Source organism: Terrabacter sp. AAH1, from assembly GCF_054456855.1.
Genome location: NZ_JBTJJV010000009.1, coordinates 111,341 through 137,748, shown reverse-complemented (window position 1 = coordinate 137,748; position 26,408 = coordinate 111,341). Strand labels below are relative to the sequence as shown.

28 protein-coding genes, 1 tRNA gene and 1 pseudogene are annotated in these 26,408 nt (G+C 70.2%); 14 read left to right on the top strand and 16 right to left on the bottom strand.

Annotated elements, in window-relative coordinates; all coding sequences use genetic code 11:
• Positions 1 to 108 precede the first annotated feature (108 nt).
• Together ACXR8F_RS14810 and ACXR8F_RS14805 are read left to right on the top strand one after the other, a co-directional pair.
• Entirely contained in the window at positions 109 to 1,629 is a 1,521-nt protein-coding gene (locus tag ACXR8F_RS14810; protein WP_458801554.1) for a potassium/proton antiporter, read from the top strand.
• Positions 1,630 to 1,673: 44 nt separating this feature from the next.
• Positions 1,674 to 1,817, top strand: a pseudogene (locus ACXR8F_RS14805) (FmdB family zinc ribbon protein); the annotation flags it as partial.
• Between the two features lie 14 nt (positions 1,818 to 1,831).
• On the opposite strand, the gene ACXR8F_RS14800 reads toward ACXR8F_RS14805, so the two are convergent.
• The gene (locus ACXR8F_RS14800; RefSeq protein WP_458801623.1) at positions 1,832 to 2,083 is read right to left on the bottom strand and encodes a hypothetical protein; all 252 of its coding nucleotides are present in this window, start codon (positions 2,081 to 2,083) and stop codon (positions 1,832 to 1,834) included.
• Positions 2,084 to 2,166: 83 nt separating this feature from the next.
• On the opposite strand from ACXR8F_RS14800, the gene ACXR8F_RS14795 reads away from it, so the two are divergent.
• The 3 genes from ACXR8F_RS14795 (at position 2,167) to mscL (ending at position 4,332) form a co-directional block, all read left to right on the top strand.
• Positions 2,167 to 3,033, top strand: a complete 867-nt coding sequence (locus ACXR8F_RS14795; protein ID WP_458801552.1) for an S-methyl-5'-thioadenosine phosphorylase — start codon at positions 2,167 to 2,169, stop codon at positions 3,031 to 3,033.
• An 86-nt stretch (positions 3,034 to 3,119) separates the two neighbouring features.
• Positions 3,120 to 3,779 (top strand): SAF domain-containing protein, encoded by a 660-nt coding sequence (locus ACXR8F_RS14790; RefSeq protein ID WP_458801550.1) that lies wholly within the window; start codon positions 3,120 to 3,122, stop codon positions 3,777 to 3,779.
• A 187-nt stretch (positions 3,780 to 3,966) separates the two neighbouring features.
• A complete protein-coding gene (mscL, locus tag ACXR8F_RS14785; protein WP_045186806.1) occupies positions 3,967 to 4,332 on the top strand; it encodes a large conductance mechanosensitive channel protein MscL in 366 nt (121 codons plus the stop codon).
• Between the two features lie 166 nt (positions 4,333 to 4,498).
• On the opposite strand, the gene ACXR8F_RS14780 is transcribed toward mscL, so the two are convergent.
• The 5 genes from ACXR8F_RS14780 to ACXR8F_RS14760 all read right to left on the bottom strand — a co-directional run bounded on the left by ACXR8F_RS14780 (position 4,499) and on the right by ACXR8F_RS14760 (position 10,777).
• On the bottom strand, positions 4,499 to 4,936 hold the full coding sequence (locus ACXR8F_RS14780) for a tetratricopeptide repeat protein (protein ID WP_458801548.1): 438 nt from the start codon (positions 4,934 to 4,936) through the stop codon (positions 4,499 to 4,501).
• Positions 4,937 to 5,022: 86 nt separating this feature from the next.
• Positions 5,023 to 9,183, bottom strand: coding sequence for an AAA domain-containing protein (locus ACXR8F_RS14775; protein ID WP_458801546.1), 4,161 nt, complete (start codon positions 9,181 to 9,183; stop codon positions 5,023 to 5,025).
• A 146-nt stretch (positions 9,184 to 9,329) separates the two neighbouring features.
• Positions 9,330 to 9,812, bottom strand: coding sequence for a hypothetical protein (locus tag ACXR8F_RS14770; protein ID WP_045186814.1), 483 nt, complete (start codon positions 9,810 to 9,812; stop codon positions 9,330 to 9,332).
• A gap of 105 nt (positions 9,813 to 9,917) precedes the next feature.
• Positions 9,918 to 10,391, bottom strand: coding sequence for a hypothetical protein (locus ACXR8F_RS14765; protein ID WP_458801544.1), 474 nt, complete (start codon positions 10,389 to 10,391; stop codon positions 9,918 to 9,920).
• Positions 10,388 to 10,777, bottom strand: a complete 390-nt coding sequence (locus ACXR8F_RS14760) for a hypothetical protein (RefSeq protein WP_458801542.1) — start codon at positions 10,775 to 10,777, stop codon at positions 10,388 to 10,390. The genes ACXR8F_RS14765 and ACXR8F_RS14760 overlap by 4 nt, the downstream gene beginning before the upstream one ends.
• Positions 10,778 to 10,923: 146 nt before the next feature.
• Between ACXR8F_RS14760 and ACXR8F_RS14755 the strand changes: the two genes are divergently transcribed.
• From ACXR8F_RS14755 to ACXR8F_RS14745, 3 genes are all read left to right on the top strand, one after another.
• Positions 10,924 to 11,505: a DinB family protein gene (locus ACXR8F_RS14755; protein ID WP_458801541.1), complete on the top strand. Its 582-nt coding sequence runs from the start codon at positions 10,924 to 10,926 to the stop codon at positions 11,503 to 11,505.
• 22 nt (positions 11,506 to 11,527) lie between these two features.
• Complete coding sequence (locus ACXR8F_RS14750; protein WP_458801540.1) at positions 11,528 to 12,070, top strand: GNAT family N-acetyltransferase; 543 nt, start codon at positions 11,528 to 11,530, stop codon at positions 12,068 to 12,070.
• A gap of 69 nt (positions 12,071 to 12,139) precedes the next feature.
• Positions 12,140 to 12,775: an ATP-binding protein gene (locus ACXR8F_RS14745; RefSeq protein WP_458801538.1), complete on the top strand. Its 636-nt coding sequence runs from the start codon at positions 12,140 to 12,142 to the stop codon at positions 12,773 to 12,775.
• A 123-nt stretch (positions 12,776 to 12,898) separates the two neighbouring features.
• On the opposite strand, the gene ACXR8F_RS14740 is transcribed toward ACXR8F_RS14745, so the two are convergent.
• Complete coding sequence (locus ACXR8F_RS14740) at positions 12,899 to 13,303, bottom strand: NUDIX domain-containing protein (RefSeq protein ID WP_458801536.1); 405 nt, start codon at positions 13,301 to 13,303, stop codon at positions 12,899 to 12,901.
• A gap of 141 nt (positions 13,304 to 13,444) precedes the next feature.
• Positions 13,445 to 13,831 carry a hypothetical protein gene (locus ACXR8F_RS14735; protein ID WP_458801534.1) on the bottom strand — a complete coding sequence of 129 codons (387 nt, stop codon included), beginning with the start codon at positions 13,829 to 13,831 and terminating at the stop codon, positions 13,445 to 13,447.
• A gap of 1,881 nt (positions 13,832 to 15,712) precedes the next feature.
• On the opposite strand from ACXR8F_RS14735, the gene ACXR8F_RS14730 reads away from it, so the two are divergent.
• From ACXR8F_RS14730 to ACXR8F_RS14715, 4 genes are all read left to right on the top strand, one after another.
• A complete protein-coding gene (locus ACXR8F_RS14730; protein ID WP_458801532.1) occupies positions 15,713 to 16,294 on the top strand; it encodes a hypothetical protein in 582 nt (193 codons plus the stop codon).
• A gap of 74 nt (positions 16,295 to 16,368) precedes the next feature.
• Complete coding sequence (locus ACXR8F_RS14725) at positions 16,369 to 17,076, top strand: DUF4241 domain-containing protein (protein ID WP_458801530.1); 708 nt, start codon at positions 16,369 to 16,371, stop codon at positions 17,074 to 17,076.
• A gap of 84 nt (positions 17,077 to 17,160) precedes the next feature.
• Positions 17,161 to 18,231 (top strand): hypothetical protein, encoded by a 1,071-nt coding sequence (locus ACXR8F_RS14720; protein ID WP_458801529.1) that lies wholly within the window; start codon positions 17,161 to 17,163, stop codon positions 18,229 to 18,231.
• Positions 18,232 to 18,403: 172 nt separating this feature from the next.
• Positions 18,404 to 18,838, top strand: a complete 435-nt coding sequence (locus ACXR8F_RS14715) for a GNAT family N-acetyltransferase (protein ID WP_458801527.1) — start codon at positions 18,404 to 18,406, stop codon at positions 18,836 to 18,838.
• Positions 18,839 to 18,956: 118 nt separating this feature from the next.
• On the opposite strand, the gene ACXR8F_RS14710 is transcribed toward ACXR8F_RS14715, so the two are convergent.
• On the bottom strand, positions 18,957 to 19,250 hold the full coding sequence (locus tag ACXR8F_RS14710; RefSeq protein ID WP_045186844.1) for a hypothetical protein: 294 nt from the start codon (positions 19,248 to 19,250) through the stop codon (positions 18,957 to 18,959).
• A 338-nt stretch (positions 19,251 to 19,588) separates the two neighbouring features.
• On the opposite strand from ACXR8F_RS14710, the gene ACXR8F_RS14705 reads away from it, so the two are divergent.
• Positions 19,589 to 19,664, top strand: a tRNA-Arg gene (locus ACXR8F_RS14705).
• A gap of 26 nt (positions 19,665 to 19,690) precedes the next feature.
• On the opposite strand, the gene ACXR8F_RS14700 is transcribed toward ACXR8F_RS14705, so the two are convergent.
• The 7 genes from ACXR8F_RS14700 to ACXR8F_RS14670 all read right to left on the bottom strand — a co-directional run bounded on the left by ACXR8F_RS14700 (position 19,691) and on the right by ACXR8F_RS14670 (position 25,913).
• Positions 19,691 to 20,803 (bottom strand): tyrosine-type recombinase/integrase, encoded by a 1,113-nt coding sequence (locus tag ACXR8F_RS14700; protein WP_458801524.1) that lies wholly within the window; start codon positions 20,801 to 20,803, stop codon positions 19,691 to 19,693.
• Position 20,804: 1 nt separating this feature from the next.
• Entirely contained in the window at positions 20,805 to 21,023 is a 219-nt protein-coding gene (locus ACXR8F_RS14695) for a helix-turn-helix transcriptional regulator (RefSeq protein WP_458801522.1), read from the bottom strand.
• A gap of 17 nt (positions 21,024 to 21,040) precedes the next feature.
• The gene (locus ACXR8F_RS14690) at positions 21,041 to 22,585 is read right to left on the bottom strand and encodes a replication initiator (protein WP_458801520.1); all 1,545 of its coding nucleotides are present in this window, start codon (positions 22,583 to 22,585) and stop codon (positions 21,041 to 21,043) included.
• Positions 22,586 to 22,589: 4 nt separating this feature from the next.
• Positions 22,590 to 22,955: a WhiB family transcriptional regulator gene (locus ACXR8F_RS14685; RefSeq protein ID WP_458801518.1), complete on the bottom strand. Its 366-nt coding sequence runs from the start codon at positions 22,953 to 22,955 to the stop codon at positions 22,590 to 22,592.
• Positions 22,955 to 24,193: an FtsK/SpoIIIE domain-containing protein gene (locus ACXR8F_RS14680; RefSeq protein ID WP_458801516.1), complete on the bottom strand. Its 1,239-nt coding sequence runs from the start codon at positions 24,191 to 24,193 to the stop codon at positions 22,955 to 22,957. The genes ACXR8F_RS14685 and ACXR8F_RS14680 overlap by 1 nt, the downstream gene beginning before the upstream one ends.
• A gap of 419 nt (positions 24,194 to 24,612) precedes the next feature.
• Positions 24,613 to 25,053: a plasmid replication, integration and excision activator gene (locus ACXR8F_RS14675; protein WP_458801514.1), complete on the bottom strand. Its 441-nt coding sequence runs from the start codon at positions 25,051 to 25,053 to the stop codon at positions 24,613 to 24,615.
• An 83-nt stretch (positions 25,054 to 25,136) separates the two neighbouring features.
• Complete coding sequence (locus ACXR8F_RS14670) at positions 25,137 to 25,913, bottom strand: GntR family transcriptional regulator (RefSeq protein WP_458801512.1); 777 nt, start codon at positions 25,911 to 25,913, stop codon at positions 25,137 to 25,139.
• A gap of 42 nt (positions 25,914 to 25,955) precedes the next feature.
• On the opposite strand from ACXR8F_RS14670, the gene ACXR8F_RS14665 reads away from it, so the two are divergent.
• Positions 25,956 to 26,402, top strand: coding sequence for an NUDIX hydrolase (locus ACXR8F_RS14665; protein WP_458801510.1), 447 nt, complete (start codon positions 25,956 to 25,958; stop codon positions 26,400 to 26,402).
• Positions 26,403 to 26,408: the final 6 nt, after the last annotated feature.

Genomic DNA, 26,408 nt, shown 5'->3' with positions numbered 1-26,408 from the left:
CGCGCCGCATCGTTGCCGAGCCGTCACGTCAGGCGCCGACTGCCGCGGACACGTGCCCGGGTGCGCGCGTCGGGATGGTTGGATTGCCCCACACCTCAGGAGCTGCCGTTGCCCGCACTCGCGTCCATCACGTCGTCGAGCATGACCCTCGACGACCTGACACGTGTGCTCCTCATCGGCTCGCTCGTGCTTCTCGTGGCCGTCGCCGCCGTCCGCCTCTCGGTGCGTTCGGGCCTGCCCTCGCTCCTCATCTACCTCGGCATCGGTCTCGCGCTGGGCAACGCCGGCGCCGGCATCCAGTTCGACGACGCGTCGACGACGCGCGTGCTCGGCTACGCGGCCCTCGTGCTCATCCTCGCCGAGGGTGGCCTGACGACGTCGTGGAGCAACATCAAGCGGTCGGTGGCCCCCGCTGCCGTGCTCTCGACGGTCGGGGTGGTCGTCTCGGTGCTCGTGGTCGCCGTCGCGGCCCACACCTTCCTGCCCCTGTCGTGGACCATCTCGCTGCTCATCGGGGCCATCGTCTCCTCGACCGACGCCGCCGCCGTCTTCGCCGTGCTGCGCAACGTCGCGCTCCCCCGCCGCATCTCGGGCATGCTCGAGGCCGAGTCCGGCTTCAACGACGCCCCGGTCGTCATCCTCGTCGTCGCGTTCGCCTCGCAGGGCTTGCCGGGAGGGACCAGCGATCCCTGGTGGGTGCTGCTCTTCCACACCGTGGTCGAGCTCGCGGGTGGCGCGCTCGTGGGTGGCGTCGTGGGGTGGGCCGGCGGGCAGCTGCTGCGCCGGGTGGCGGGCGCGTCGTCCGCCCTCTTCTCCATCGGGGTCGTGTCGCTCACCGTCCTCGCGTATGCCGTCGGCGCCGCCGTCCACGTGTCCGGCTTCCTCGCGACGTACCTCGCCGCGCTCGTGCTCGGCAACATGGGCCTGCCGAACCGCGCGGCCTTCCAGAGCTTCGGCAACGCGATGGGCTGGATCGCGCAGATCGGGCTCTTCGTGCTGCTCGGCCTGCTGGCCGACCCGCGGCGCCTCGACGAGATGTTCGTCAAGGCCCTCGTCATCGGGCTCGTGCTGCTGCTGGTCGCCCGGCCGCTCTCGGTCGTCGTGTCGGTGTCGTGGTTCCGGGTGCCCTGGCGCGAGCAGGCATTCCTCTCGTGGGCCGGTCTGCGTGGGGCGGTGCCCGTCGTGCTCGCCACGGTGCCCCTCGTCACCGGGACGCCCGACACCGAGTGGATCTTCGACCTCGTCTTCATGCTCGTCGTCGTCTTCACCGTCGTTCAGGGCCCGACGCTGCCGTGGGTCGCGAAGCGGCTCGGCCTCACCGAGCAGGTGCACTCGGTCGACGTCGACCTGGAGTCGACCTCACTCATGGAGATCGGTGCCGACGTCATCCAGGTGACGGTCGGCGCCGAGTCACGGCTGCACGGCGTCGCCGTCTTCGAGCTCCGCCTCCCCAAGGGCGCCAACGTCACCCTCGTCGTGCGGGGCGGCGAAGGCTTCGTGCCCGAGCCGCACACGACGATCCGGCACGGCGACCGGCTGCTCGTCGTGACGACCTCGAAGGTCAAGCAGCGCACGGAGCGCCGCATCCGCGAGATCAGCCGCGGCGGACGCCTCGCCGGCTGGCCGTAGACTGGCCTGCGGTTCATTCCCCATCCGACGTCCGAGGTTCACCTGTGCCTACCTACTCCTACGCCTGCCAAGAGTGCGGCCACGCGTTCGACATCCGCCAGTCGTTCACCGACGACGCGCTGACCGTGTGCCCGAGCTGCGGCGAGCCCCGGCTGCGCAAGGTGATCCACCCGGTCGGCATCGCGTTCAAGGGCTCCGGCTTCTACAAGACCGACTCGCGGGCGGCGGCGAAGGGCTCGTCCAAGGCCTCGGGAGCGTCGACCCCGTCCGGTGGCGACAAGAAGGACACCGCGAGCGCCTCGTCCTCGAGCTCCTCCGACACCTCGGGCAGCTCCTCGGGCGGCTCGTCGACGTCCTCGACCGGCGGCTCGTCGAACGGCTCCGGCGGCTCCTCCTCGACGTCGGGCAGCGCCAGCACGTCGTCCTCGTCGTCCTCGTCGTCCTCGTCGTCCACAGCCTCCTGACGTCACGGGGCGTTGTCCCCACCCGTTGGCGTGGGTCGCGCCGGCTTGCCGGCGGCACCCCTAGGCTCGCCGCATGATGACTGACCAGGTGCCTCTCCCGACGATGCCCGACCCCGCCGGCCAGCGCGCCGAGATCGGTGTCATCGGCGGCTCGGGTCTCTACGAGTTCCTCGACGACTACGAGACGGTCGACGTCGACACCCCGTTCGGGCGCCCGAGCGACCCGCTCGTCGTCGGCCAGGTCGAGGGCCGCTCGGTCGCGTTCGTCGCCCGGCACGGCAAGGGGCACCGCTTCGCGCCCCACAAGGTCAACTACCGGGCCAACCTCTGGGCCCTGCGCGCCGTGGGGGTGCGCCAGATCCTCTCCCCCTGCGCGGTCGGGTCGCTGCGGCCCGAGCACGGGCCCGGCACGATCGTCGTGCCCGACCAGGTCGTCGACCGCACCTGGGGCCGCCCCCACACCATCTACGAGCAGGAGGGGCCCGTCGTCCACGTCGGTTTCGCCGACCCCTACTGCCCCAACGGGCGCCAGGTCGCCATCGCTGCCGCCCGCCTGTCCGACCTGCAGGTCGTGCCCGACGGCACCCTCGTCGTCATCAACGGTCCCCGCTTCTCCTCGCGTGCCGAGTCGGCGATGCACCAGCAGGCGGCCTTCGGCATCGTCGGCATGACGGCGATGCCCGAGGCGGCCCTGGCCCGTGAGCTGGCGATGTGCTTCACGACCATCGCGATGGTCACCGACCACGACGCCGGCGTCGAGGGTGGCGAGGCGGTCACGCACGAGGAGGTGCTGCGCGTCTTCGCGACCAACGTCGAGCGCCTGGGTGCCATCCTGCGCGACGCCATCGGCCAGATGCCGGCCTACGAGCCGGACGAGTCCGCGACCTGCCCGTGCCGGCGCAGCCTCGACGGGCTGGAGCTGCCGCTCACGCTGCCGTGATGTCCGGTCTGCATCGACCCCGCTCCGGGTCTCGCTCCGTGTCTCGCTCCGGGTCTCGCTCCGTGTCTCGCTCCGTGTCTCGCTCCGTGTCTCGCTCGCAGTGGCCCGACGGGCCGCGCCGTCGCGGTGCTCGTCGGTCGCGGTGGCGCCGGGGGCTCGCGGCCGGCCTGGCCGGAGCCGCGGCCCTGGTCACCATCGGAGCCCTGCGCCCCCCGCCGGCCGACGGTGTCGGGGCCCCGACGCTGGTCGTGCTCCGGGACGTCGCTGCCGGTGAGGTCGTCTCGGCCGACGACGTCGAGGTCGTCAACCGGCCGGGCAGCCAACGGCCGGCGACGGCGCTCACCTCCCCCGAAGCCGTCGTCGGCCGCATGGCCGCCGGGCCTCTCGCCGCGAGGGAGGTGCTGACGCCGGAGCGGCTCCTCGGCGGCGACCTGCTCGCCGGGCAGCCGTCCGACCACGTGGCGCTCAGCGTGCCCGTCGTCGACGCGAGCTCCGTCGGGGTGCGGCCCGGCAACCGCGTCGACCTCTACGCCACCGGCACCGGCACGCAGGTCGCCACCGACGTCGTGGTGCTGGCCGTGCACGACTCCGGAGAGACGACGGGGCTCGGCGTCGCGGTCCCGCCGCGGCTCACCCTGGCCCTCGCGCCGCAGCAGGCCGCCGACGTGGCACGCGGACTCGGCGCCCTCGAGGCCGGCCAGAGCCTGGTGCTCGCCATCCACCGCACCGGCCCTGCGACGCAGTAGGGTTCGAGACGTCCGGCACGACACACGAGCCACAGCCGACCCGTGTGCAACTTCCACCGACACACTGGAACCCCTGGCAACGCCACGCAGACGAGGGTCGAGGTCGCGCCCGGCGACGGCCCGGTGCTCGTCTCGGCGATGGGCGAACTGCCTGATCCTCGGGGGTCACGAGAGACAGGACAAGCGAATGATCAAGGGCTTCAAGGACTTCCTCATGCGAGGAAACGTCATCGACCTCGCGGTCGCGGTCGTCATCGGCACGGCGTTCGGCAAGGTCGTCGACGCCTTCGTGAAGATCATCATGGACCTCATCGGGAAGCTCGGCGGACAGCCGGACTTCTCCTCCTTCAAGCCCGGCGGCGTGTCCGTCGGCAACTTCCTCACCGCGCTGGTGAGCTTCCTCATCGTGGCGGCAGCCGTCTACTTCATGGTCGTCGTTCCCATGAACCACCTGGCCGAGCGTCGCAAGGCGGGCGTCGAGCCCGAGCCCGAGGCACCCTCGGAGGAGGTCATCCTCCTGCAGGAGATCCGCGACGCCCTCCGGGCACGCTGACCCCGGGGTCACACCGTCCCGGGACCGACGCCACGTCGAGGGCCCACTTCCCCACACGCACCAGCCCGGAGGAACTGAGCACGCGACGCGCACGGACAGACGAGTGCCCACTTCCCGACTCGTCGGGAAGTGGGCACTCGATGGTGTGGGGACGGCTGGGGGCAGGTCAGGCAGTCGTCGAAGCCGCGGGGCTCGGGTGGTCAGCCGGCTCAGGAGCGTTCGTCCCGTAGGCCTTCGGGCGCTCGTAGCCACCGAAGATCTCGGCCAGCGCCAGCGGTCGGGCCGCCTCGTCGTGGCGGCCGGCGCGCTGGAGGGTGCGGCCGAGCAGCAGGTGGGCGTACGCGTCGGTCGGGGCCTCCTCGATGACGCGGGCCAGCGTGACCTCCGCGCGCCCGAGCTGGGCGGACTTGAAGTAGGCGCGCGCCAGCAGGAGCCGCAGATCGGTCACCGAGTGCAGCACGCCCTCGGACGAGGAGGCCTGCAGCGCGGAGTCGATCTCGTCGACGAGCTCGGCGAGCGCGGTGGCAGCGGCGAGGAAGTCACCTCGCTCGAACAGACCCTCGGCCCACGAGAGTCGCAGCGAGAAGGGAGTCGTCGTGTTCATGCCGCCCACAACGCCGCGAGATCGTACAACATTCCACGACCGGGAGGGCCCCAGCCCGACCTAGCCGCATTCTGGGGCCCGCCACCTCACTCGTAGTGCGGCGGCCGCTGCTCCTCGAGCCAGCGGTCGCCGACGCCGGAGCCGGACGGACGTTCACCCCAGCCGAGGTCCAGCTCGTCGCTGCTGTGTCGCAGCCCGGCACCGGGCTCGGCACCGTCACCGTCGCCGTCGGTCCCGGTGTCGGCCGTGCCCTTGCGGAACACGCGACGGCGCTTGCGCTTCGGGCGGGCCGGCGCGGCTGCGTCGTCACCGCGAGTGTCGCGGGGAGTGCCGCCGCCGAGAGTGCCGACGCTGATCTCGCCGCCGCCCGGGTTCGCGGTCGCGCCCTGAGCGCCCGTGTCCGGGGTGGGTGCGGCCGGGTCGCCCGAGGCGCTCGCGCCGTTCTGGTGAACGTCCGGCTGCTGCGCCGCTTCCTCAGCCTCCGCCTCCGGTGCAGGAGGCGGTGAGATGGTGCGGGCGACGGTGAGCAGCCGGGCGATCTCGCGGGCGGGGTCTCGGAAGAGGTCGGTGGTCCAGACGCGCTCGTGCACCCAGCCGAGGCGGGCGAGCTGTTCGGGCCGCAGACGGTCACGGTCGCGCGTGCTGCGCAGGGCGGCATACCGGTCGCCGTCCGTCTCGACGGCGACCAGCGCGCGACCCCGGTGGTAGGGGTCCTCGATCGCGATGTCGATGCGGTGGCTCGCCGTGCCGTAGTCCTCGTGCACGGTGAGCCCCTCGCGGCGCAGCCGCCTGGCCAGGTCGCTGCGCAGCGGGTCGGTCGTCACGGGGGCGGTCGCGAAGAGCGTGCCGTCGTCGGAGGCGACACCGCGACTCTCGGCGTACGCGAGGAAGTCGCGCAGCATCGTCGCCCCGCGAGCCTTGAGGCGGCTCGGGTCGAGGTCGCCGGCGCGCAGGGCCGACACCACGGTCATGCGCGAGCGGGCACGCGTGATCGCGACGTTGAGACGTCGCTCGCCGCCCTCGTTGTTGAGCGGCCCGAAGCGGTGCAGCACCCGGCCGTGCGGGGTCTTGCCGTAGCCGATCGAGAGGATGATGGCGTCACGCTCGTCGCCCTGGACCCGCTCGAGGTTCTTGACGAAGAAGCGCTCCTCGCGCGCCTCGTCGAAGAACCGCGCGACGTCGGGCGCACCCCTGAGGGCCTCGGTGACGGCGTCCTCGAGCCGGTCGGCGTGCTTGATCCCGAGGGCGATGACCCCGAGGGACTCCGTGGGCCGGGTGCGGGCGTGCTCGAGGACGAGCTCGACGACGCGGGCGACCTCAGCCTCGGTCGTCTCGATGGCGTCGACGCCCGGTTGCACCTCCGCCTGGCCGTCGACCGGTTCGAAGGTGACCGCCGAGTCGATGGACGTGCCGGGGAACGTCGTGAGCCGCCCGTCGTACATCGACTGGTTGGCGAACGCGATGAGGCGCTCGTCGCGGCTGCGGTAGTGCCAGGTCAGGTTCCGGGTGGGGAGGGCCGCGGCCAGCACGTCGAGGACGGACTCGAAACCCTCGGTCAGGGCCTCGTCCACACCGGCGGGGCTGTCGGCCTCGTCGTCGGAGACGACGGTGAAGAAGTTCGTCGGCGGCAGCTGACGCTCGTCGCCGGCCACGACGACCTGACGCGCACGAGAGATCGCCGAGATGGCCTGGGCCGGCTGCACCTGCGAGGCCTCGTCGAAGATCACGACGTCGAACCAGCGCCCGGGTGGCAGGGTGGACGCGACGACGAGCGGGCTCATCGCCCAGCAGGGCTTGATCGCGGTGAGGATCGTGGCTGCGTGCGGCATGAGGTCGCGCAGCGGCCTGTGACGGCGGGCCTTGCCGGCCTCGGCCCGCACGAGGGCCTCGTGGGCGGGGTGGTCGGCGAGGACCTCCCGCACGTTGCGGGCCACCGCCGAGCGCACCCGTTCGACCGTCGCCTTCTGGTGGTCACGGTCGGCCTCGGCGAACTCGGCGACGTCCCGGCGCAGGCCGGCCCCGTCGTGCGCGCCGTAGGCGGGGTCGCGCACCGTGATCTCCTGGGCGAGCGAGGCCCACCAGACGTGCTCGACCTCCGCCGTCACCTGTTCGGTGGGCGTGCCACGACGCGCGAGGTCGTCGACCAGGGCTCCCAGGCCGGTGGCGCGCACCTCGTCGAGGACCGACGTCACCTGCGGCAGGACGGCGATGCGGTCGGGGCGGGCCGCCAGCGCGACCAGCCGCTCACGCAGCTCGGCGAGCGGCAGCGAGGTCAGGGTCTGCCCGCCGGGTCCGGGCTGGAGCCGCTCGTCGAGCCACTCGAGATCGGTGGTCAGGCTGCCGAGCAGGGCCAGGCCCTCGTCGAGCCGGGGCGAGATCTCGGGGCGGCCGCCGCCGCCCACGAGCGCGAACCAGTGCTCGCGCTGCTCGCTCGCCGACACGAGCTCCTCGTGAAGGTTGGCCGGCGGACGGCCAGGACGCAGCAGCCGCTTGGTCTGCTGGCGGATGCGCCAACGCTCGAGCCAGCCCATCTCGATGTCGCGGTTGTCGCGCCAGTCGCGCGTCGCCGTCGCCGCGATGTGCTCCTTGAGCGGGATGTCGAAGACCTCTGGCCGGAACACCTCGAGGGTCTCGCGGACGTCGGCCATCGTCGCGAACGCAGCCTTCCAGTCCTCGAGCGAGTTCGCCTCCGGCACATGCGATTCCGAAAGAATCGCGTTCAGCTGACGAGCGGCGTCGTCGAGCCCGCTCGTGCTGTGACGGGTCGTGATGTCGAGCGCCTTGGAGGCGTCCTCGGCGGTGAGGATGCGCGCGGCGTACCAGGGGTCGTCGCCGTCGCGCGTCCACGCGCCGAGGCCGGCGGCGTCGCGGAGGCGCCGACCGAGCTCGACGGCCCGGGTGCGGCTGAGGCCCGCGAGCTCGCGACCCCCGATGCGCACGTGGCTCGTCGGCGCCGGCGTGCGGGTGCCGAGCTCCACGAGGGCCTCCTGCGCCTCGTGCGCGGACACGCCCCACGGGTCGCGCACGGCGTGCAGCGCCTGCACGTGCGCCTGGAGGCGGGCGCGCCGCTCGCGCAGCGTCGCGGTGGTGCGGTCGCTGACCGGACCGTCGTTGTCGACCGCGGCGTCGAGGCTCCGCGCGAACTGTTGCGCCGTGGCTCGCTTGTTCGTCGGGCCGTCGTACGCGTCGAGCACCAGGTCTCCGAGGCCGAGCCGGTCGAGACGGCTGAGCACCGCGTCGATGGCCGCACGCTTCTCGGCGACGAAGAGCGTCGACTTGCCCTCGGCAGCGAGCGACGCGATGAGGTTGACGATGGTCTGCGACTTGCCCGTGCCGGGAGGGCCCTTGATGACGAGGTGGGCGCCGGCGCGCACGGCGTCGATGGCCGCATGCTGCGACGAGTCCGCGTCGAGGACGAGGTGCTCGTGCTCGGGGTCCGGGTCGGGCTCGCTCTCGGGCACGCGCAGCCGCACCGCCCCGAGCGCCGACTCGTCACCGGCGAGTGCCGCCACGACGTCGTGGTCGGCGAGGCCGGCGCCCTGCAGGGCGAGGTCGGCGACCATCGGGAGCTTGGCGTAGGAGAAGGTGCCGAGCACGAGCCGCGGTGCGATCGCGAACTCGGGCACGGCCGCGCACTCGTGGCCGAGGGCGGCATACACCGGGTAGGGGTCGAAGCCGTTGCCGACGGTGGCGAGGTCGGCGAGCGCGTCGCCGTCGATCTCGATGCCCTGCTCGGAGCGGAGGTACTCGCGCAGCACCGGGTTCAGCTCGACCTCGGGCCCGAGGTCGAGCTCGAAGTCCTCCTGCGCCGCGCCGGTGGGGCGAAGCACGCACGACCGCAGCAGCACGGGGGCCGCCGGTGGGCGGGCCGCACGGGGCACCGACCACGTCGCCATGCCGATGGCCACGAAGCCGGCCGCGATGCCGCGCTCCTCGCGCAGCTCGAGGGCCTTGGACCGGATGGCGCGAGCCCGGCGGCGCGCCTCGTCGAAGGCGACCGGCTCGCGCACGAGGTCGGACAGGCGGGTGCGACGGCCGGCGAGCAGCATCGAGACGCCGCCCGGGTGGGCGGTCGTGAGGTCGAGCGTTCCCGAGGGCAGGTCGCGATACCAGAGCAGCGTGTTGCGGCCGCCGAGGTCGACGAGCGTGCGCTGCCATGTGCGCACCGCCGCCGCCACACGGTCAGCGCGGGGATCGCCCGACGACTCGGCCTGGAGGGCAGGGTCGGTCCTGGGGGCGTCCGTCATTCCAGCAGGCTAACCAACGAAGCCGTGCGGGCCTGCCATCGACAGACCCGCACGGCGGAATCGCGTCCCGGCCGGACGGCATACGTGCTCGGGGTCCGCGTGGCCCCGCCCCCTACGGTCGGCGGGTGTCGTCGGGAAGAGCGCGGTCAGGCCTCGATCGGGTGGCCGCTGAACGAGCCGGTGCCGCTCTGCACCACGGCGCCCGAGGGGTCGAAGACCGAGAACCGGTAGGTGCCGGAGATCGTGTACCTGCGGGCCTTGCCGCGCACGCGCACGCGGATGGTGATGCCCGGGCTGCCGGGCCCGCCGGGTCCGGGCTGGCCGAACCAGAACGTCGCCTTGAACGCGCCGCCGCCCAAGGACGCCCAGGTCCCCGTCCCGGGAGGACCGGCCGGGGAGATGTCGTGCACGACGATGACCCGGCCGGCCGCGAAGCTGACGACCGTCTTCGCTCGGTCGGTGCTCGGGGCGTCGTCCCTTCGGTTGATCACCCAGCTCCCACTCGGGGCAGCACCGCTGCTCCCGCTCGCCGACGCCGACGACGCACCCGTCACGCTGCCGACGGCCACGGCACCCGCGGCCCCCGCGCCGACCAGAACTCGCCGGCGGTTCATGACCTTCTCGTCCATTAGGACCTCCTCGTCGGGGCCCGGGTGGGCCCCGTGGAACTCCCAGAGTCGAGGCCCGCCCGAGAGCACGTCAAGAGGGCGACTTGCTTATGCGCAGCATGCGTGCTATGTGAGCTGCGGCTGCGAATCGGCTTGCCGGAAAGGGGTGGCCGCGGGCTCCAGCTGCGCCATGACGGAGCCCGCCGCGAGGGTCACTCCGGTGAGGTGCAGCCGCGGCGGCGCCGTGTCGCGTGCCTCGTCCGTCATGGCCGATGCCCACGCTTCCGAGCGCGCCTCGGCAGGGTGGGCGGCCTCGCGGTAGGCCTCGAGGGCGCGGATGGTCACGTGGCTCGCGTCGGTGCGGCCCGTGAGGAAGTGCCCGGGACCGGCGAACGCGCGGGCCTGCGTCATCCACCCCTCCAGCGTCTCGCGCGTGGACCGGGGCGGGATGGCGACGACGGTCACGGGCCAGCGACCGCCGTCCTCGGGCGGTGCGTCCTGGCGATGGGTCCCGGCGAGCACCGCCGCACGGCCGTCCTCGTAGAGCCGGTCGAAGACCTCGTTGCGAGATCGTGCCGGGACGAGCCGGTCCGGTGTCACCGCGGGCCCTCCGACGACGATCGGCCCGGCACCACGTCCCCAGACCGGCGCTTCCGACGCCCCAGCGCCACCATGAGACCGATGGCACCACCCGCCATCGCCAGCCAGATGATCGCGAGCCCGACGAAGGCGCCCCGGCGGTCCGGCTCGGACGTGACGGCCAGCACCGCGAAGGTCGCGGCCGCGGCAAGGAGGCCGGCGCAGAACAGGATGGAGTACAGGCGGAGCGCGCTGTCGTTTTTTGCGAACCTCCTTGCGTACCAGGGGCCCCCGATAGCGAGCAGCGCGAGCGCGCCCCAGAGGTAGCCCCACGCCTTGCCCTGCGCCACCGACACCGCAGCAGCGGCCAGCATCCCGCCCGGCAACGCCCATCGCAGTACTCGCACCGTCGCGTGTCCCTTCTCCCACAACCCGATCGCTCCGCGGGATCTTGCCAGAAGCGCGCCACCTCCCGTGGAGCGCGGCCGGCGCGGGCCGATCCACGCCGCCGCTGGGCAGGCTCTCGCGACCGTGCGCTGGCAGAGTGACCCGCATGACGCAAACCCCTGAGGCGCACGGGACGCGGTCGGAGTCAGGCCTGTCCGACGAGGACTTCGCGCCGGTCTGGGCCGACGACGACCGGCCGCGCATCCCCCGCGTGGCGGACGAGCGCGCGGCGCTCACGGCATACCTCGAGTACTACCGGGCCACCGTGGAGATGAAGTGCCGCGGACTCACTCCCGAGCAGGCACGGACGCGATCCATGCCGCCCTCGACGATGTCGCTGCACGGCCTCGTGCGACATTTGGCCGGTGTCGAGCGCTGGTGGTTCCAGCAGAACTTCGAGCGCCGCGACGTGCCGTTCCTCTTCTTCACCGAGGACAAGCCCGACCTCGACTTCGACCCGCCCGCCGACGCCGACTTCACCGAGGACCTGGAGACCTGGCGCGCCGAGTGCGCGGTGTCGCGCGAGATCGTCGCCGCCCACGACCTCGACGACACGGCACGGCCGCTCGACTGGTACGAAGACGTCGACCTGCGCTGGCTCGTGCTGCGGATGATCACGGAGTACGCGCAGCACTGCGGTCACGCGGACCTGCTCCGCGAGGGGGTCGACGGCCGCACGGGCGCCTGAGGATGCCGAGTACATTGCCGAGGTGCCCCAGCAGCCCCCTCGCCTGACGACCGCTCGGCTGTCGCTGCGGCGGCCGGAGGAGCATGATGCCGCGGAGATCCTCGAGATCCTGTCGAATCCGTCGGTCGTCCGCCACAACCCGTCGGACCGGGTGACGCAACTGGACGACGTCGACTCGCTGGTGCGGCGGTGGCTGCGTCACTGGGAACAGCACGGGTTCGGCAACTGTGGCGTCTTCGAAGAGGAGACGGGACGGCTCGTCGGCAACTGCGGTGTGCGCTGGACGACGATCCACGAGGAACGCTTCCTCAACCTGATGTACCGCTTCCATCCCTCGACCTGGGGGCGGGGTTACGCCACGGAAGCCGCGGCCGCTGTGGTGGGCTGGGCCCAGGAGTCGCTCCCCGGCGAGATCGTCGTCGCCCGCATCCGCCCCTCGAACCGGGCCAGCCAGAGAGTCGCGGCCAAGGTCGGCCTGCGACGAGATCCCGACTTCGACGGCGAGGGCGACGACGGCCTGGACTGGGCCTTCACCGACCGTGCGATGACGTTCTCCAGCCCCTGATCGCCCGGCATACCTCTCCGCCGATCCCGCGACCACAGCTCATCCTCGAGATCCCGTTAGGTTCGGGACATGACCGACCGGACGACCTGGACCACCACCACCCACCGCTGGGCCGCCGACGTGGACCGTGTCCACCTGGAACACGTCCGCCGCCAGCTCGGTCGGGGACAGGCCGCCGGTGGCCGTCGGCATCTGATGCTCGAAGTGCTGGCGTACGCGCAGGACGAGGCCGCCAGTCTGGGCCACATCGGCACCGTGACGGTGACCGTTCGATCCGACGGAACCGTCACCATCGACGACGACGGGCGCGGCACGGACACGCGCGCCGACAGCGACGGCGCCGTCGTGCGCAAGCCGGTCATGGCGACCGCGGACGTGCGCTTCAACGACGTGGTCCAAGCGCCGAGGCTCCCGGACGGCCTCCCCCGACGCGGCATGTCGACCGTCTCGGCCCTGAGTGACGAACTCGTTCACGACAACCATCGCGGCGGCTCCTCCTGGTCGCAGACGTACCGCTTCGGCATCCCCGACGACGAGCTGACCTCGATCCCGTACCGGGGCCGGACAGGGACGCGCATCACCTTCCGCTCCGATGTCGGCGGACCGAGCGACCTCACCGACGCAGACCTTCGAGCCTTCCCGAACCTGGAGGTCACCCGCGACATAGTGCTCGCCGCCGGCGGATCCGGTCATGCCCCCCGCTGACGATGCGCGCCGGGGGCACCATGCGTCCGTGTGTCGCGCGTGCCCGTGGGCTCGGTCGAGCTCTATGGCTCATGGAACGCGGAAGCACTCTTCCTCTCGTGCCGATGACAGCGCATCTGCAGTTCAGCGCCGATTGCTCCGTATCGCGGCCACCAGCGCGGCGCGCACAGGAACGTGCACGGGGGGCGGCATGTCGTCGATGTCGAACCATCGGATGTCGTCGTGTTCCTCGGGAGCGACGTTCGCTGGGCTTCCCTCCCAGCCGGAAACGAGCCAAGCGCTGAGGAGGGCCGGCTCTTCCGCCGGTCCTGCGGTCAGCCGGCACAGATGAGACGCCGAGTCAGTCGCTATGTCCACACCGAGTTCTTCGCGCAGTTCTCGCCGGAGCGCGTTGAGTTCTGACTCGCCGGCCTCAACCACTCCACCGGGCAGCTCCCAAACGGCTGGGTACGCGCGCTTGTTCTGGCTCCGATACGCGAGCAGAACTCGACGTTCACGAACCAGCGCGCCGACGACGACCTCAATCATGTGCACATAAGAGCACGAACGTACGACATGCGAACGTCCGCTCCTGCCGCTCGTCGAACGGGCATCGGGTTGTGCCGCCCGTCGAACGTGCCGATCATCGGACGTAGCAGATCTCCGATCCCGAGAACTGCGCGAGGCCGGTCAGGACGTGAACCAGTCGTTCCTACAGCCCGTGGTCGTCCGCATCTGCATTGCCGGTGACCACACCCAATCGCAGACCGTCATCCTGACGCTCACACCATCGGCGACCCCACCTTCTGCCACGCAGCCGTTGTAAACGATGTTGCCACCCCAGGCCCATCCACCCCCCTGGATCGAGGCGTTCGCCCCGTCGCCGTCCCCGCTGGCCATGTCGCAGATAACGATTCGATTGTTCGAATCGTCGTACCAGCCGTAAGCCTTCCCACTCGCCGAGAACAAGGTGTGGTCTGCTGCATTGGCCGGCGCTGCCATCGTCACCACCGCTACGGACGCCGTGGCCGCGGCCACGGCCACGGCCACGGTGGCGAACTTCGAGACGAACTTCATGTGCTACTCCCCTGTGATTGGCTGTGAAGAGGCGGGCGCGCTCCCTCACTCATATGGACGAACGGATGGTCAACGTGCCACGTTGACCATCAGCGGGGAGCATATCGTCACGAAAAGGCGTAATGCGGACTCGCGCACGGCTCTCTGTTCACGGTCGACACCTCCACGGCTGCAGCGAGCAGGCCGACGTGGCAATGGCGTTGAGCGTCCCGGGAAAGTTGGCCCAGCGGCTCAGCCGATTCAGCCTTGGCGGCCGGGCACAGGGGTGCCCCCACCCTCGAAGCGCCAGAACGCGTGGAGCGCCCGAGCACCCCGTCGGCCGTCCGTAGGCCACCGCATCGCGGCTCGGTCCCCGGCGATCGCGACGCGAACCCGCACGCCGGACCGTCGGCCTCATCCTGGCCGTTGCCCTCCTGGGCAGCGGCTCATTCGCACTCGGACCCGCCACGAGCGATGACGTCACCTGGCACGAGGGCACCGCGACCCTCGGAGGCACTGAGACCTCCCCGCAGTTCACCGCCACCTCTAACGGCGAGGAGGACTGGACCTTCGGCGCACGCGATGGCGTCCCGCGCTGGGTGGACGCTCGAGGAGAGAGCCACGACGGAGGATGGCCCGACTGCTTGCTGCCGCCGACCGAACGGCACCCCTCTCGGTCGCAGGTGGTACCCATCAAGTTCGCCACCGTGCCGGTTGACGAGGGCAGCTTCGGTTCGGGCCACCGCGTGGTCGCCGTGGACTGCCAGTCCTGACAACCGAAGACCAACGTCCCAATCTGCCATCCTTGGGGCTTGACTCGGCAGGGCGGTGGCGGCCCCGGTAGTTTCGCGCCCATGAGGACTGCAGGGGGCCTGCCGCTGGTACTGGCTGTGCTCGCGCTGAGTGCGTGTGCTGACACAACAGGGGACACGCAACGCGCAGTAGCCAAGTGCTCACTGCCAGTCGAATCGCAGCTCGGGCTGACGTCCGGGCAGTCGTGGGACAAGACCCAAGTGTCGGTCGAGGAACTCGCTGACGGAGGGCTACGGGTATCCGCAGTGGCCACCGTCCGCACAGCTGGCAGTGGCGACGTGATCGACCGCCCTTATGTGTGCGTAGTCGCTCCGGACGCTAGCGACGAGCGCGGTTACCGCGTCGTAAGCGTTCAAGTGCAGCCGACATAGCTCCCTCGACGCGGAACGTCCGGATCTGCCGCAGGAGGTCCGGCCTTGACCCGCGCGGTCCTACGAGACGCGGCTTGCTCGTACGAATCGCGCTTGGTCGGTTGCGATTGCCACAAACAGGGAGCACCCCAGCCACAACCACGAATCGCCGACGATGGCGAGCACCACGCAACCAATACCTGCCAGCGCGCAGACCACAACGTCGGTAACTAAATCACTCCTGCCGGTCCGCCGAATCTGTGCCATGTCCAGACGAGCCAACGCCGACGCGTAGACCCCGCGGACCAGAGCCAGCCAGGACGGGCGCGCCGCAGCGACAACCAACAAGTGCACATTCTCTGACAGTGGGACTTCGAAGGCCCGTAGCGAGGTGATGACCACCACGGTGAGTGTTGCGATGACAGCGCCCCATGCCGTCACCCGCTCCTTGGTAAACGGGATTGGGTCTTCGATGGGGGAATTTGCGCGCCATTTGATGGCTACCAACTGTTCCCCTGCACGCGTCGATGGTAACGGCGCTCATCGGCGACTCGTGAAGAAGGGCTCGCGGCCGTGGGGACATCCCATGATGCCGCGCCGAGGACTTCAGTCGTGCGCGTACCTGAACGAGCGAATGTGTCACTCTGACGCGCGTGACCATGGCAGTCCTGCTTGGACGACTTCCATCTCCAGACCGCCTGCGCGAGCTGTCCTTGGCCCTTGCCGTCTTGACGTCGCGATGAGCCCAGAAGACGACCCGGACGATCGCTACTTTCGCTTCGATCCGCACGACCCCTCTGGTGTGGCGTTGGCCAGCATGGACAACGGTTCAGGCGATCGCTACTTCATCGCCTTCACCGACGAGGCAGTCTTCGGCTGGGGATTCGCGCACGAGTCCCCGATGAACCCCTTCACACTCACACCTGTCGCGCCGTGGCCGGGACTCCTTGACGGCATGCCAACTCAGTTCGAACTCCTGACCCGAGACGCTCGCTTCCAGCTCGCTGACGTTTTCATGGCAACCGCAGCCTTCTGGTCCACGGACGGACGGACTTGGCATATCGGGAACGCCGCCCCGCCGGCGTACGATCCGGACCCTGACGGAGCCGAAGAGCTCTTCGATCTGATCCTCGAGGACAGCCCTGGCGCGTACGCGCGCTTCGCCCAGAACCACCTCGAGATGAGCCCCAGCGAAGCAGCCCTCAGGGCCGTGTACCAGTCACACCCGCTCGACCCCTCGACCCTCTCCGCACTCAACCCCGACGCCGACTACGAGAGAGTCCGCGAACAGCTCGACGAGCTGGGTCTTTCCACGTCGTAAGCGACATCCGCGCAAGTGCCGCAACCCGATCGCTTGATGAACCTCGCTGGATCCGAGCCGCTAACCTCCCCTTTGTGCACGAGACCGCGCTGACGCTGGCTGAGTTCTTCGGCGCCAGGCCCGGGCGAGCCGTTGGGGACGAGGGCCAGCTGGTCGACCTTGTCCCCACGCAGATCGGGTCGCTGGCCGTGCCCTCGGGCAGGCTGGGGGCGGTCGACCCGTTTGCTTCGTTGGACAGTCCACTCGAGGTGCAGGTCGAGCCTGGCGTCTACCCAGTCATCCTCACGCAGGCCACCTGTCCTTCGGATGACGACACAGAGTTCAGTGATGCCGACTACCTATCCGTCGTGCTGGCCGACGGGGAGCCCGTCAGCGTCGAGCCGGCGCCCGGAACCTGGGTCGACGCAACGTTGTACGGCGTCACGACCTACGGAGGTGGAGTGGGCCTCGTCGACGCCCTCGCCGCTGCCGGCCGGATCCTGCCGCCCGAGTCCCCGGAATTCGAGGCGTGGACCACCAAGGCCGGTCAGCACCCGCAGGGTGTCCTCGATGCGACGCTCCCGTGGGCCGCGCACGGGGAGAACGTCATCGGGGTCATGAGTCCCAGCGACGACGGTGAGTACCCGCTGTACGTGACGCGTGACGCGAGCGGCAATCCGCTGGCGGTCCATGTCGACTTCCTCGTGGTTGGAGAGGGCCGCTACCAGCTCGACGTCCATGAGTGGCCACCATCGCCAGAGGTTCCCGCAATCCGGCTCAAAGCCGCACCCACCAACCACTGAACGTGACCGACGATCATGCCGCACCAGCCGCACCTGGCCCAGACGTACACGGTGACCGTCCCTGAGGAGGCTTCGGCGCGCGCCGTGGCCGACGAGCTCGCCGCCCGTGGGCACGCCCTGGTCGCCGTCCGGGAGGTCGACTGGGCGCTCCGTGACCCGTCCAGTTTCTGGTTCGGCAAGCCGACGATGCGACCGCGCGAGCAGGGCTATTGGGACGTCACCTCCATCGCGACCGGGCCCCTCCCCGACGACGACGAACGCTGGTGGCAGGCGCAGGAGGACCATGCGGTGCGGATGCTGGCTCAACAGTTCGGGGGCCGCTCCTCTGGCAGCGGCACCGGGCACACCGCAACGCTCATGCGGTCGTTCACGCGGGTCGGCCTCGTCCACGAGCTCGACGACGCCACCGTGCACGAGCGCCGGTTGACAGCCTTGGCGGGGAGGCCGGCCCGGGCCGGCGACCGTGAGCGGCACGAGTCGGACGCCGTGGACGAGGACCTGCTGGACGGGCCCGGGGAGCCGGTGAGGCTGGCCGGCGTCGAGGACGTGAACTGGGCTCGGCTCGAGCACGCCTACGGCAACGCCGCCGACGTCCCCCGGATGCTGAACGGGCTTGCAGCCAACAACGACCAGTGGAGCAAGCACCTGGACGACCTTGTCGGCTCCGTTACTCACCAGGGCAGCAGCTACAGCTCCACCGCGCCCGCATTACGGCTCGTCGCCCATCTGGCCGCGGCACCTCAACTCTCTCCGAAGCGACGCCTGGACCTCCTTTACACCTTGTTCCTCGCAGCCGCCGCGTTGGACAAGGCACGCGCGTACGGGTACCGCCCCGAGCCGCACCACGAGGCGGTGCGCGTGACCGTCACCGACGCCTCCGAGGACCTCCTGGCCCTGTGGCCGACGATCTCGCGCGCCGAACAGCGAGTCCTCCTGCTCCTCGCGGCGTTGCCGCGCCACCCGGTCCCCCCGCATGACCTGACCGACCCGGCCAGCAGACTGGCCATGACCATGATCCGCGAAGAGGACGAGGCAGGCGCCCTGCTCGTGAGGCTCGCCAAGAGCAACGAGGACCTCATCGAACTCGCCCAGGAACAGGCGCCTCTGCGCTCCCGTCTGGTCGCCGCGCTGGAGGTCCTCCTCTGGGACCGTTGAACGCCCAAACCGGGCTACAACGAGCCGGGCGACCCCAGCAGGTCAAGGCGGCCGTCCCCTGTCGCCGCACTGCCGGCGAACGCCCGACCCTGCCAGGCTCAGGAACCTCATGGCCGCCTTGGAGGCAACCCAGGTAAGGCACCTCGGCACAGGCGGCTGACAAAATAGCGAGGTGAGCGCCCACCGCAGCACTGACTACGAGATCGACTCCGACCTCGCCCGCATGGACCTCGATCGTGTTCATCAGTGGCTGTCCACCGATGCTTTCTGGGCACTCGGGCGCACCCGCGAGACCGTCGAGACGGCGGCGCGCAACTCGTTGAACTTCGGGGCGTTCACCCGCGACGGAACTCAAGTGGCGTATGCACGCGTCGCGACCGACCATGCAACCTTCGCCTGGCTTTGCGACGTGTACGTCGACCGCGACCACCGCGGCCAAGGGCTGGGCACCCGATTGTCGGAGGCCGTCGTTGCCAGGCTCCGGCCCCTGGGTCTGAAGCGGGTGCTGCTCTCGACACTCGACGCCCACGACGTCTATGCCCGCGTCGGATTCGTACCCATGCCCAACCCTGAGAAGCTCATGATCCTCGACCAGTCAGGCAGCTAAGCCTTCGCATGCTTATGCCGCCCAGCGGTCATCCCGGGACCAGCAGCGGTGGGCGCGGACGACGTTGGACCAGTGACCGACCGGGACACACGGAGCGTCGGCGAGGGCCTCCGATCGGCTATAAGGCAAACGCCCACCGGGTCAGCAGTTCGTGCGCTTCTCGTAGAGGCTGCGCGGCAGCCACCTCGTGCGTGTCGGCGCTGCCGCGCCGCCGCTCGACCTGGAACGACCCGTCGGAAAGCCGGAGCGCCTGCGCGTACGTCTGACCTGACGCGTCCACGACCTTCTCGACGATGACCCACGACCCGTCACCCGCAGCCAGGTCCTCGAGTAGCAAGAGGAGGACGTCCTCGGAAGGGTCGTCATAGGTGTCGCCGTTCTCCATCACTGCTCTGAACGTGCGTGTGGGCATACCTGAAGCCTCTCGCATGCCAGCGCCGCCACCAACACATCGCAGGAACCCGCCGGAGGTTGCCTCAGCGCGGCCGGCCCGGCAGGGCCTCGCGGCAGCGAGGTTTACGGCAACCCTTCCGGCGAGGTTTCAGCGAAGGTTTCGGCCATGCCCCGCCCGTGGAGTATGGCTGAAACGCGCTGCCGCCGATGGTGCGCTCCGCCGCGCCGTGGGCAGCCACGCACCGGCCGCCAGCCGCGGTCCAGTAGCCTGTCTCCCGTTGGTCGGCCCGGCAGGGCCTGGTTGCATCAAGGGTTACAGCTGCGACGAGGTTTCCATCGAGGTTTCAGCCATGCCCCGCCCTCGTAGCTCAGGGGATAGAGCACCGCTCTCCTAAAGCGGGTGTCGCAGGTTCGAATCCTGCCGGGGGCACCACACGTTTTCGCAGGTCAGAGGCAGTGTCACTCATCCGCCACTCCCCCTTCGATGAGCGCGACAGGCCCGTTGTGGCACATCTGTGGCACATGGGTGTCCAGGGAGAGGGCGACCGCGTCGAGGTCGTCGGGGAACAGCCCGGCGTAGATGTCGAGCGTCATTGCGGCCGACGCGTGGCCGAGCATCTGCTGGACCGCCTTGACGTTCGCGCCACCGCGGACCGCGAGCGAGGCAGCCGTGTGGCGCAGGTCGTGCGGCGTCACACCATCGAGGCCGGCCGCCCTACACGCTGGGTCGAAGACCCGCCGACGCCAGTTGTTGAGGATGATCGGTCCACCCATCGCAGCCGGGAACAGCAGGTCGTCGCGCTCCTTGCCCTGGCACATGCCGAGCAGCGCAGGCATGAGGGCCGGTGGCACCGGGACCGAACGGGTGCGATGCGTCTTCGGCGTCGAGAACACCATGGCCGAGCCGACGCGGGTCACGCTCTCTGAGATCGTCAGCCGCCGCCGTTGGACGTCGAGCCGCGACACCTTGAGGGCTGCGAACTCCCCGAACCGCAGACCGGTCAGCCCGAGCACCGCGATGGCGAGGCCGTGCGATCCCGCGGCGTCGACGAGCCGGGCGAGCTCCTCCGGGGTCAGGAACCGCGGCTCGCGCCTGACCTGCCTCGGTAGCCGCACTCCCTTGGCCGGGTTCCGCGCGATCCGCCCGTCCTGCACCGCCCCGTCGAGCACGAGCGAGGCGACGAGGTAGATCTTGCGGACCGACCCCGCCGACAGTCCCGACGACGCGAGGTCACCGACCCACCCTGCAACGTCGGAGTGGGCGATGCGCCCGATCGGCCAGCCACCCCACTGCGGCAGCACATGCGTCCGCAGGGTGTCGCGGTAGCGGTCTGCGGTCGAGGGCTTGAGGTGCGCCAGTCCCTTGCCCCACGTCTCGGCGTATGCCGCGAACAGCAGCTTGCCGGCCGCAGGGTCGATGTACGTGCCGCGGTAGAGGTCGGCCATGAGCGCCGCCAGGAACCGGTCGGCATCGATCCTGCGGCCGAAGGACTTCTTGCGCTGCCGCCCGGACGGGTCGCGCCAGCGAGCGAGCCACCGCCCATTGCGACTGTCCTTGACGACGTGGGCCACCTCAGGCCACCTGGTCGCCGAACCACGCCCGGACCCGGTCGGGGTCGAAGCGCAGGTGCTTGCCCAGGCGAACACACGGCGGACCCTCTCCACGGGTGCGCCACTGGTACAGCGTGTTCCTCGGCACCCCGAGGAAGGCTGACACGTCGTCGACGGTCCAGAGCTTGTCGCACGTGGGGGCCGGGTTCTTGGGTGCGCTCGGCACCGGGGGTGTTCTCATTGCGATCTCCTTGTCTCTCAGTTGGTTTGCTTGCGGGGTTGGGCGGCTCGCCATTGCGCGTGTTCGCGGGCGCGGGCTGCGGCGGCGCGGGCGAGTTCGGCGTCGCCGTCGGTGTCCCAGCCGGATCCGGCGTACGTCCACTGGCCGACGACGAGGGTGGTCTCGGTGTCGTCGTCTTCGAGGAGGTCCTCGAGGTCGCGGGCCTCGAGGGCGCGTCGCTCACGGCTGGCGGCGGCGAGGCGGCGCTGGAACCGGACACGGGCCCTGCGCAGCCGGCCAAGGGTGACGCTGTAGCGGCGGGACTTTGAGGAGAAGTGGCCGCGGAAGCCGATCATGTGGGCCCACTTCCCGAGGAGCGCGTACGGGTGCTCAGCCATGGGTGTTTCTGTGGCGGCCGCTTCGAAGCGCTGCCGGTCGACCGTCCCGGCGATGGTCGAGCGGAGCCGGTGCAGGTGCGGGCTGGCCGTGTCGGTCGAGTCGGTCGCGGACTTCGTCGCGTACTTCGCGAGGTAGCCGGCGACCTGCTCGGCCTCGAGCTGATTCTCGGGGTCGTCGGTCCGGTGGGCGTCACGGACGGGTCGGGCGTCGACCTCGCTGCCGAACCGGAGCCGCCGCGCCAGGTCACCACCGACCAGGGGCGGGGCGTCGAACCACACACTCGCGGCCGCGGTCTCGATCGCGGTAGCGAGCAGGGCGGCGGTGATCCCGGCCGGGGCCGGCGCGTATGAGCCCTCGTCGGTTGCCTTGCCGTCGACGCGGACGAGGGCGTGGAAGTGGACGATGCCGCGCAGCTGGTACTCGGCGACCTTGGCGAACTGGACGGTGGCGATCTTTGCGAGCCGGTTCGCGCTGATTCCCAGGGCGCGGGCGAGGCTGCGGCGCAGCGCGATGGTGAACCGGCGCCACAGCTCGGGAGCCCACCACTGCCACACGATGTGCGAGGGGTAGTCGTAGCAGTCCCCGCACAAGGGCTGCCCGAGCAGCGGATCGCCGTCGACGTGCGTGGCGTGGCAGACCGTCGACCGGCCGTGGGCGCACCGCTCTGCTTCGTCCTTGGTTCGGTATGGGCGGCAGCGGCGTCCGCTGCGGGTGCCGTGAACCGGGCCGAAGGAGGGCGCGGTGAGAGTCGCGAAGACGAGCGGGTTCTCCGACACCGCGTCGGGGACGCCCTTCCCACCGACGACCCCGGCACGGATCAGCTGGAAGGTGTCGGCGGCGTAGATGCGGGAGCAGGAGGGGCAGTCGGAGGCTCGGCGGTTGCCGCAGCGGACATGCAGGACGCCGAGGGGTTCCTCTTCCGACGAGTACGAGCCGAGGACCTCGCCGGTAGCCGCATCGACGGTCTGCGAGGAGCCACGCAGCCGGATCGGTCTGGTGCAATGACCGACCCGGGCGGCGGTGGTGGCCCAGGCGTTGAAGTCGCGGGAGACAAGCCGGGCGGTGATCTCGCGCTCAAGGCGGGGCGTGAGGTCGGGCAGGTCCAGCCCGGCGTCCGCGCTGTAGCCGGGGAACGATCCAGTTTTGGCGTGGTGCGACGTCGGGCTGGACTGCTGCACCGTCACGGGGTCACGCGGCCTTCGGGATGGGCGGGGCGGCAATGGGAGACCCCATCGCGTCGGCGAGAACGACCGGCAGGGGCTCCCCCGTGGTCAGCCGTCGCTGAAGCGGGAGGCGTTCGGCTGCGTCGAGGCCACCCCACAGCCGGTACTCCTCATCGGAGACGAGCGCCCAAGCGAGGCACTGTGGGCGGACCGGGCAGGAGGCACAGATGGAGGCTGCACGCGCCTTGACGCGTCGACTGGTGTCGGCGAACCAGAGCTCGGGGTCGGTCTGGTTGCAGGTGCCGCGTTCCTTCCAGCCGCCGCGGGCGAGAGCCCGGAGCGTCGAGTCGGGACGGCCGTGAAGGACGCCGAGGGCGGTTCGGTTGGACATCAGGCCGCCTCCCCTCCAGTGCTCGAACCCGCCGCGGATGTGGACGACTGGCCCGCAGGCCGGGGTCGGCGAACACTCCGCGGCTGGCGCGGGGCTCGCGGCTTGCGTGACCGCACCGACGTGACGCCACTTGACTCGACATCCACGACCGATCCGAGGTCGTCCGCGGTGTCATGGACAGGCTCGACGGGTTCCGCAGCCTCGGGGACGTAGGGCGCTGGATGGTGGGTGGCCACGTCGCGGACGAGGTCGTCGGGCCAGTAGTCCGCCCGGACCCGATCGGCAGACCCGTCCTCCTCGATGACCCATGCCGTGCCGGGGGTGGAGGGCGAGATGCGGTGTGCGGGCGCGAGGGCCGCAGCGCCGTCGCCCAGGACCATCCGGGTCTCGTCGGCCGACCGCAGCCGCAGCGCAACGGTCTGGGTGAACAGCCCCCGCAGGCCGATGACCTCCTTTCGCGGGTCCTGCACGCACGCCAGCACGATGACGCCGAGGGCGCGGCCTTGGGTCAGCACCTCGGCGAGCAGCCGCGAGGCCTCCTTGCGGATCTCCGGGTCGGCGTACGCGGTCAGCACTGCGAGCTCGTCGATGGCGAGCACATGCAGCGGATCCGCCGAGGTGGGCTGGTGCAGCCGGGTGACACCGGCCATCCGGTGCCCGCGTTCGTCGACCACCCGCAACAGCCGGTTCAGCACGTCGAGCGCCTGCGCCGGGGTCGTGGCCACCTCGGAGAACAGGTGCCGGCCCATGCCGACCTCGACGCCGCGTTTGAGGTCGACGCCCCAGAGCCGGACCAGCCCAGCGCGGACAGCCGGTGCGAGGCCACCGCACACGCCCCAGAAGATCGACCCCTTCCCGGAGCCGGAGCAGCCGACCACGAGTGTGTGCCGGCCCGTTAGCGGCAGCAGCCAGCGTGACCCGTCCTGACGTCGACCGACCGAGACAGCGTCGACCGTGATGTCGAGCGGGGCTGCAGCGGGCCGGACCGGCGCGAGGCGGTCGGCCATGATCAGGACGTACTCGACGGTTGACGGCGAGAGGGCGCGGCAGCGGAACGAGCGCGCCGAGGCAGCAGCGGCCAGCGCGGGTGCGGCCTTCTCGAGGTCTTCGACCGTCTGCCCGGTCCGGGCACGCGCGGTGATGGTCAGGGCGACGCCGCGTGCCGTTACCGAGCACAGCCGTGGGTGCACCCACACCGTCGAGCCAGCGGCAGGACGTCGGTGGGCGATCGCTCGCATGGCGGAGGCGGACCAGCTCGCGCGCTCGTCACGCTGAACCGACAGGCCACACTCCCGAGCCAGCACGGGCCAACGGCGACGAGCCCAGCGACGCCACGAAGCCCGCTTCAGGGGGCCGGCTGCCCACCGCTCGTACGAAGCCGGCCACCAACGAGCCCACACCACCGCGACGAAGGCAGGGACAACCCAGCCCAAGATCAGCAGACGGATGGCGATCGGTTGGCCGCCCGGGAGCAACCGCACCGCGAACGCTAGGCCCGCGACCGAGACCACCCACCGCAGGTGCCGGTACGTCCAACGCACGAACAACCAGACGAGGACCGCAGCGACGCGCAGGGCGCAGGCAGCCTGGCTCGCAGCAGCAGCCAGACTCGGGACGCCCCGGGAGCGTTGGAGCCCGACTGGGATTGGGGCACCCATTACGCGGCCCCCTTGGCCTGGCCGGACGAGGCACCGGACTGGCTTGACTGGCCGGGAGCGGTCATCGACTCAGCACGGAAGGACCACGAGATCCGGCCGCGACCCATCGACGTCTCCTCGATCCACGGCAACGCAGTCAGACCGGTGAACTCGACCGGCGTCCAAGGGAACGGCGTCTTGTTCTCCGGCGGCACCGGCTGCACCTTCGCGAAGAACTTCACCGTCACTGCTGTCTCCCGCTTGCTGGCCTCTTCGTCCGCATCGAGCACCGTCACCGACCACACGAGCAGGCCCGTCTCCGGGTCGACCTGCTGGGGCCGGGACCCGTCCGCTCGCTTCTCCGCGTTGAAGTCCAGGACCGGCTCCACCGAGCCCTTGAGGAACGCACCGTTCGGGAACACGTTGCTGAACCCGACCTTGAATCGCTTCTGCATTGCCATGACTACTCCTTATCCAGTCGTCTAGAGCAGTTGCTCCGTGACAACAGTAGACCACTCATCTAGACAAGCAGCAAGGGATGGAGTCAGTTGGCCGGGAACCGGTACTCGAGGACGTAGCTCGGAGCCGCCTTAACGGTGTCGGTCAGTTCGACAGGCAATCCGTTGGTGTCAAAGGCGATTCGCCGCACGGTCAGGACTGGCGTTCCGGCTGGCAGACGCAGCCGGCGACGCTCCTCCGGCGAGGGCATCCGAGCAGCAACTTCCTCGGAGAACTCAGCCAGCGCGTGGCCGGCCTCCTCGATGCGCGCGTAAATGCCGCCTGGGCCGGTATCTGCGGCCTCGATTGCGGTTCCCTGCGCGATCGACAGCGGCACATAGGAGGACGCCAGCTCGACCGGCTGCCCATCCATTAGGTAGCGACGTCGACGCGCGACTACCCTCGACCGCGCCGGCAGGGAAAGAGCCTCGCGCACGTCGCCAGACGCCGCCTCACTGCCAACCTCGATCTCGTCGACGGAGGGGACGCCAACACCCTCGGCCTCAGCGATGAAGGCAGCCTGCCCGGCCTCGCGATGCCGCCGAGCGAAGCGATCGGAGGCGACGCGCCGCACCACGGGCCGTTCGCGGACGAACACACCACGCCCATGCTCAGCAACAAGCAGGCCCTCAGCGCTTAACTCCCCCAACGCCTGGCGAACGGTCATGCGGGCGACGCCGAAGTGCTCTCTCAGCTGCGTCTCGGACGGCACCTTGTCACCGGGAACAATACGACCTGACCCGATGGCCTCGCGGAGCGCCGCCGCGATCTGCTTGAAGGCAGGAGTGTCCGAGGTCTTGTCGACCTGGCCCAACTCCAGCATGGTTCACTCCTCCAGACGTCTGTAGTACCTACACTTTGACAGATGGGCACCCACGACGTCACCGAGACACCACGCCACTCGGTCAGCGTTGCCGCCGCGATCTTCGACGAGAGCGGCCAGAACGTCTTGCTCATCAAGCGCCGAGACAACGGCCATTGGGAGCCGCCGGGCGGTGTGCTCGAGCTCGGCGAGACGATCCAAGATGGTTTGCGACGCGAGGTCCGCGAAGAAACCGGCGGCGAGATCGAGATCGGCCCGCTCACCGGCGTCTACAAGAACATGCCCAGAGCAATAATCGCCCTCGTCTTCAGGTGCCGACTTACAGCAGGTCACGACCGCGACACACCCGAGGCGGAATCCATTCAATGGGTAGCATGCGATCTAGCGGGCGACAGGATGGCTCCGGCCTACGCGGTCAGGATTGCAGATGCGATTGGCGGCGCTGAGCCGACGCTGCGCACACACGACGGGAGTCAATTGCTCGAATGACTGCGG

Excerpts from the sequence above, each read along its gene's own strand:
- ACXR8F_RS14775 (WP_458801546.1), bottom strand. The coding sequence starts at position 9,183 with ATGACGGACGCCCCCAGGACCGACCCTGCCCTCCAGGCCGAGTCGTCG.
- ACXR8F_RS14710 (WP_045186844.1), bottom strand. The coding sequence starts at position 19,250 with ATGCCCACACGCACGTTCAGAGCAGTGATGGAGAACGGCGACACCTAT.
- ACXR8F_RS14685 (WP_458801518.1), bottom strand. The coding sequence starts at position 22,955 with ATGTCCAACCGAACCGCCCTCGGCGTCCTTCACGGCCGTCCCGACTCG.
- ACXR8F_RS14730 (WP_458801532.1), top strand. The coding sequence starts at position 15,713 with ATGAGCCCAGAAGACGACCCGGACGATCGCTACTTTCGCTTCGATCCG.
- ACXR8F_RS14770 (WP_045186814.1), bottom strand. The coding sequence starts at position 9,812 with ATGGACGAGAAGGTCATGAACCGCCGGCGAGTTCTGGTCGGCGCGGGG.
- mscL (WP_045186806.1), top strand. The coding sequence starts at position 3,967 with ATGATCAAGGGCTTCAAGGACTTCCTCATGCGAGGAAACGTCATCGAC.
- ACXR8F_RS14735 (WP_458801534.1), bottom strand. The coding sequence starts at position 13,831 with ATGAAGTTCGTCTCGAAGTTCGCCACCGTGGCCGTGGCCGTGGCCGCG.
- ACXR8F_RS14680 (WP_458801516.1), bottom strand. The coding sequence starts at position 24,193 with ATGCGAGCGATCGCCCACCGACGTCCTGCCGCTGGCTCGACGGTGTGG.
- ACXR8F_RS14780 (WP_458801548.1), bottom strand. The coding sequence starts at position 4,936 with ATGAACACGACGACTCCCTTCTCGCTGCGACTCTCGTGGGCCGAGGGT.
- ACXR8F_RS14675 (WP_458801514.1), bottom strand. The coding sequence starts at position 25,053 with ATGGCAATGCAGAAGCGATTCAAGGTCGGGTTCAGCAACGTGTTCCCG.
- ACXR8F_RS14695 (WP_458801522.1), bottom strand. The coding sequence starts at position 21,023 with ATGAGAACACCCCCGGTGCCGAGCGCACCCAAGAACCCGGCCCCCACG.
- ACXR8F_RS14670 (WP_458801512.1), bottom strand. The coding sequence starts at position 25,913 with ATGCTGGAGTTGGGCCAGGTCGACAAGACCTCGGACACTCCTGCCTTC.
- ACXR8F_RS14795 (WP_458801552.1), top strand. The coding sequence starts at position 2,167 with ATGATGACTGACCAGGTGCCTCTCCCGACGATGCCCGACCCCGCCGGC.
- ACXR8F_RS14745 (WP_458801538.1), top strand. The coding sequence starts at position 12,140 with ATGACCGACCGGACGACCTGGACCACCACCACCCACCGCTGGGCCGCC.
- ACXR8F_RS14665 (WP_458801510.1), top strand. The coding sequence starts at position 25,956 with ATGGGCACCCACGACGTCACCGAGACACCACGCCACTCGGTCAGCGTT.
- ACXR8F_RS14740 (WP_458801536.1), bottom strand. The coding sequence starts at position 13,303 with ATGATTGAGGTCGTCGTCGGCGCGCTGGTTCGTGAACGTCGAGTTCTG.
- ACXR8F_RS14755 (WP_458801541.1), top strand. The coding sequence starts at position 10,924 with ATGACGCAAACCCCTGAGGCGCACGGGACGCGGTCGGAGTCAGGCCTG.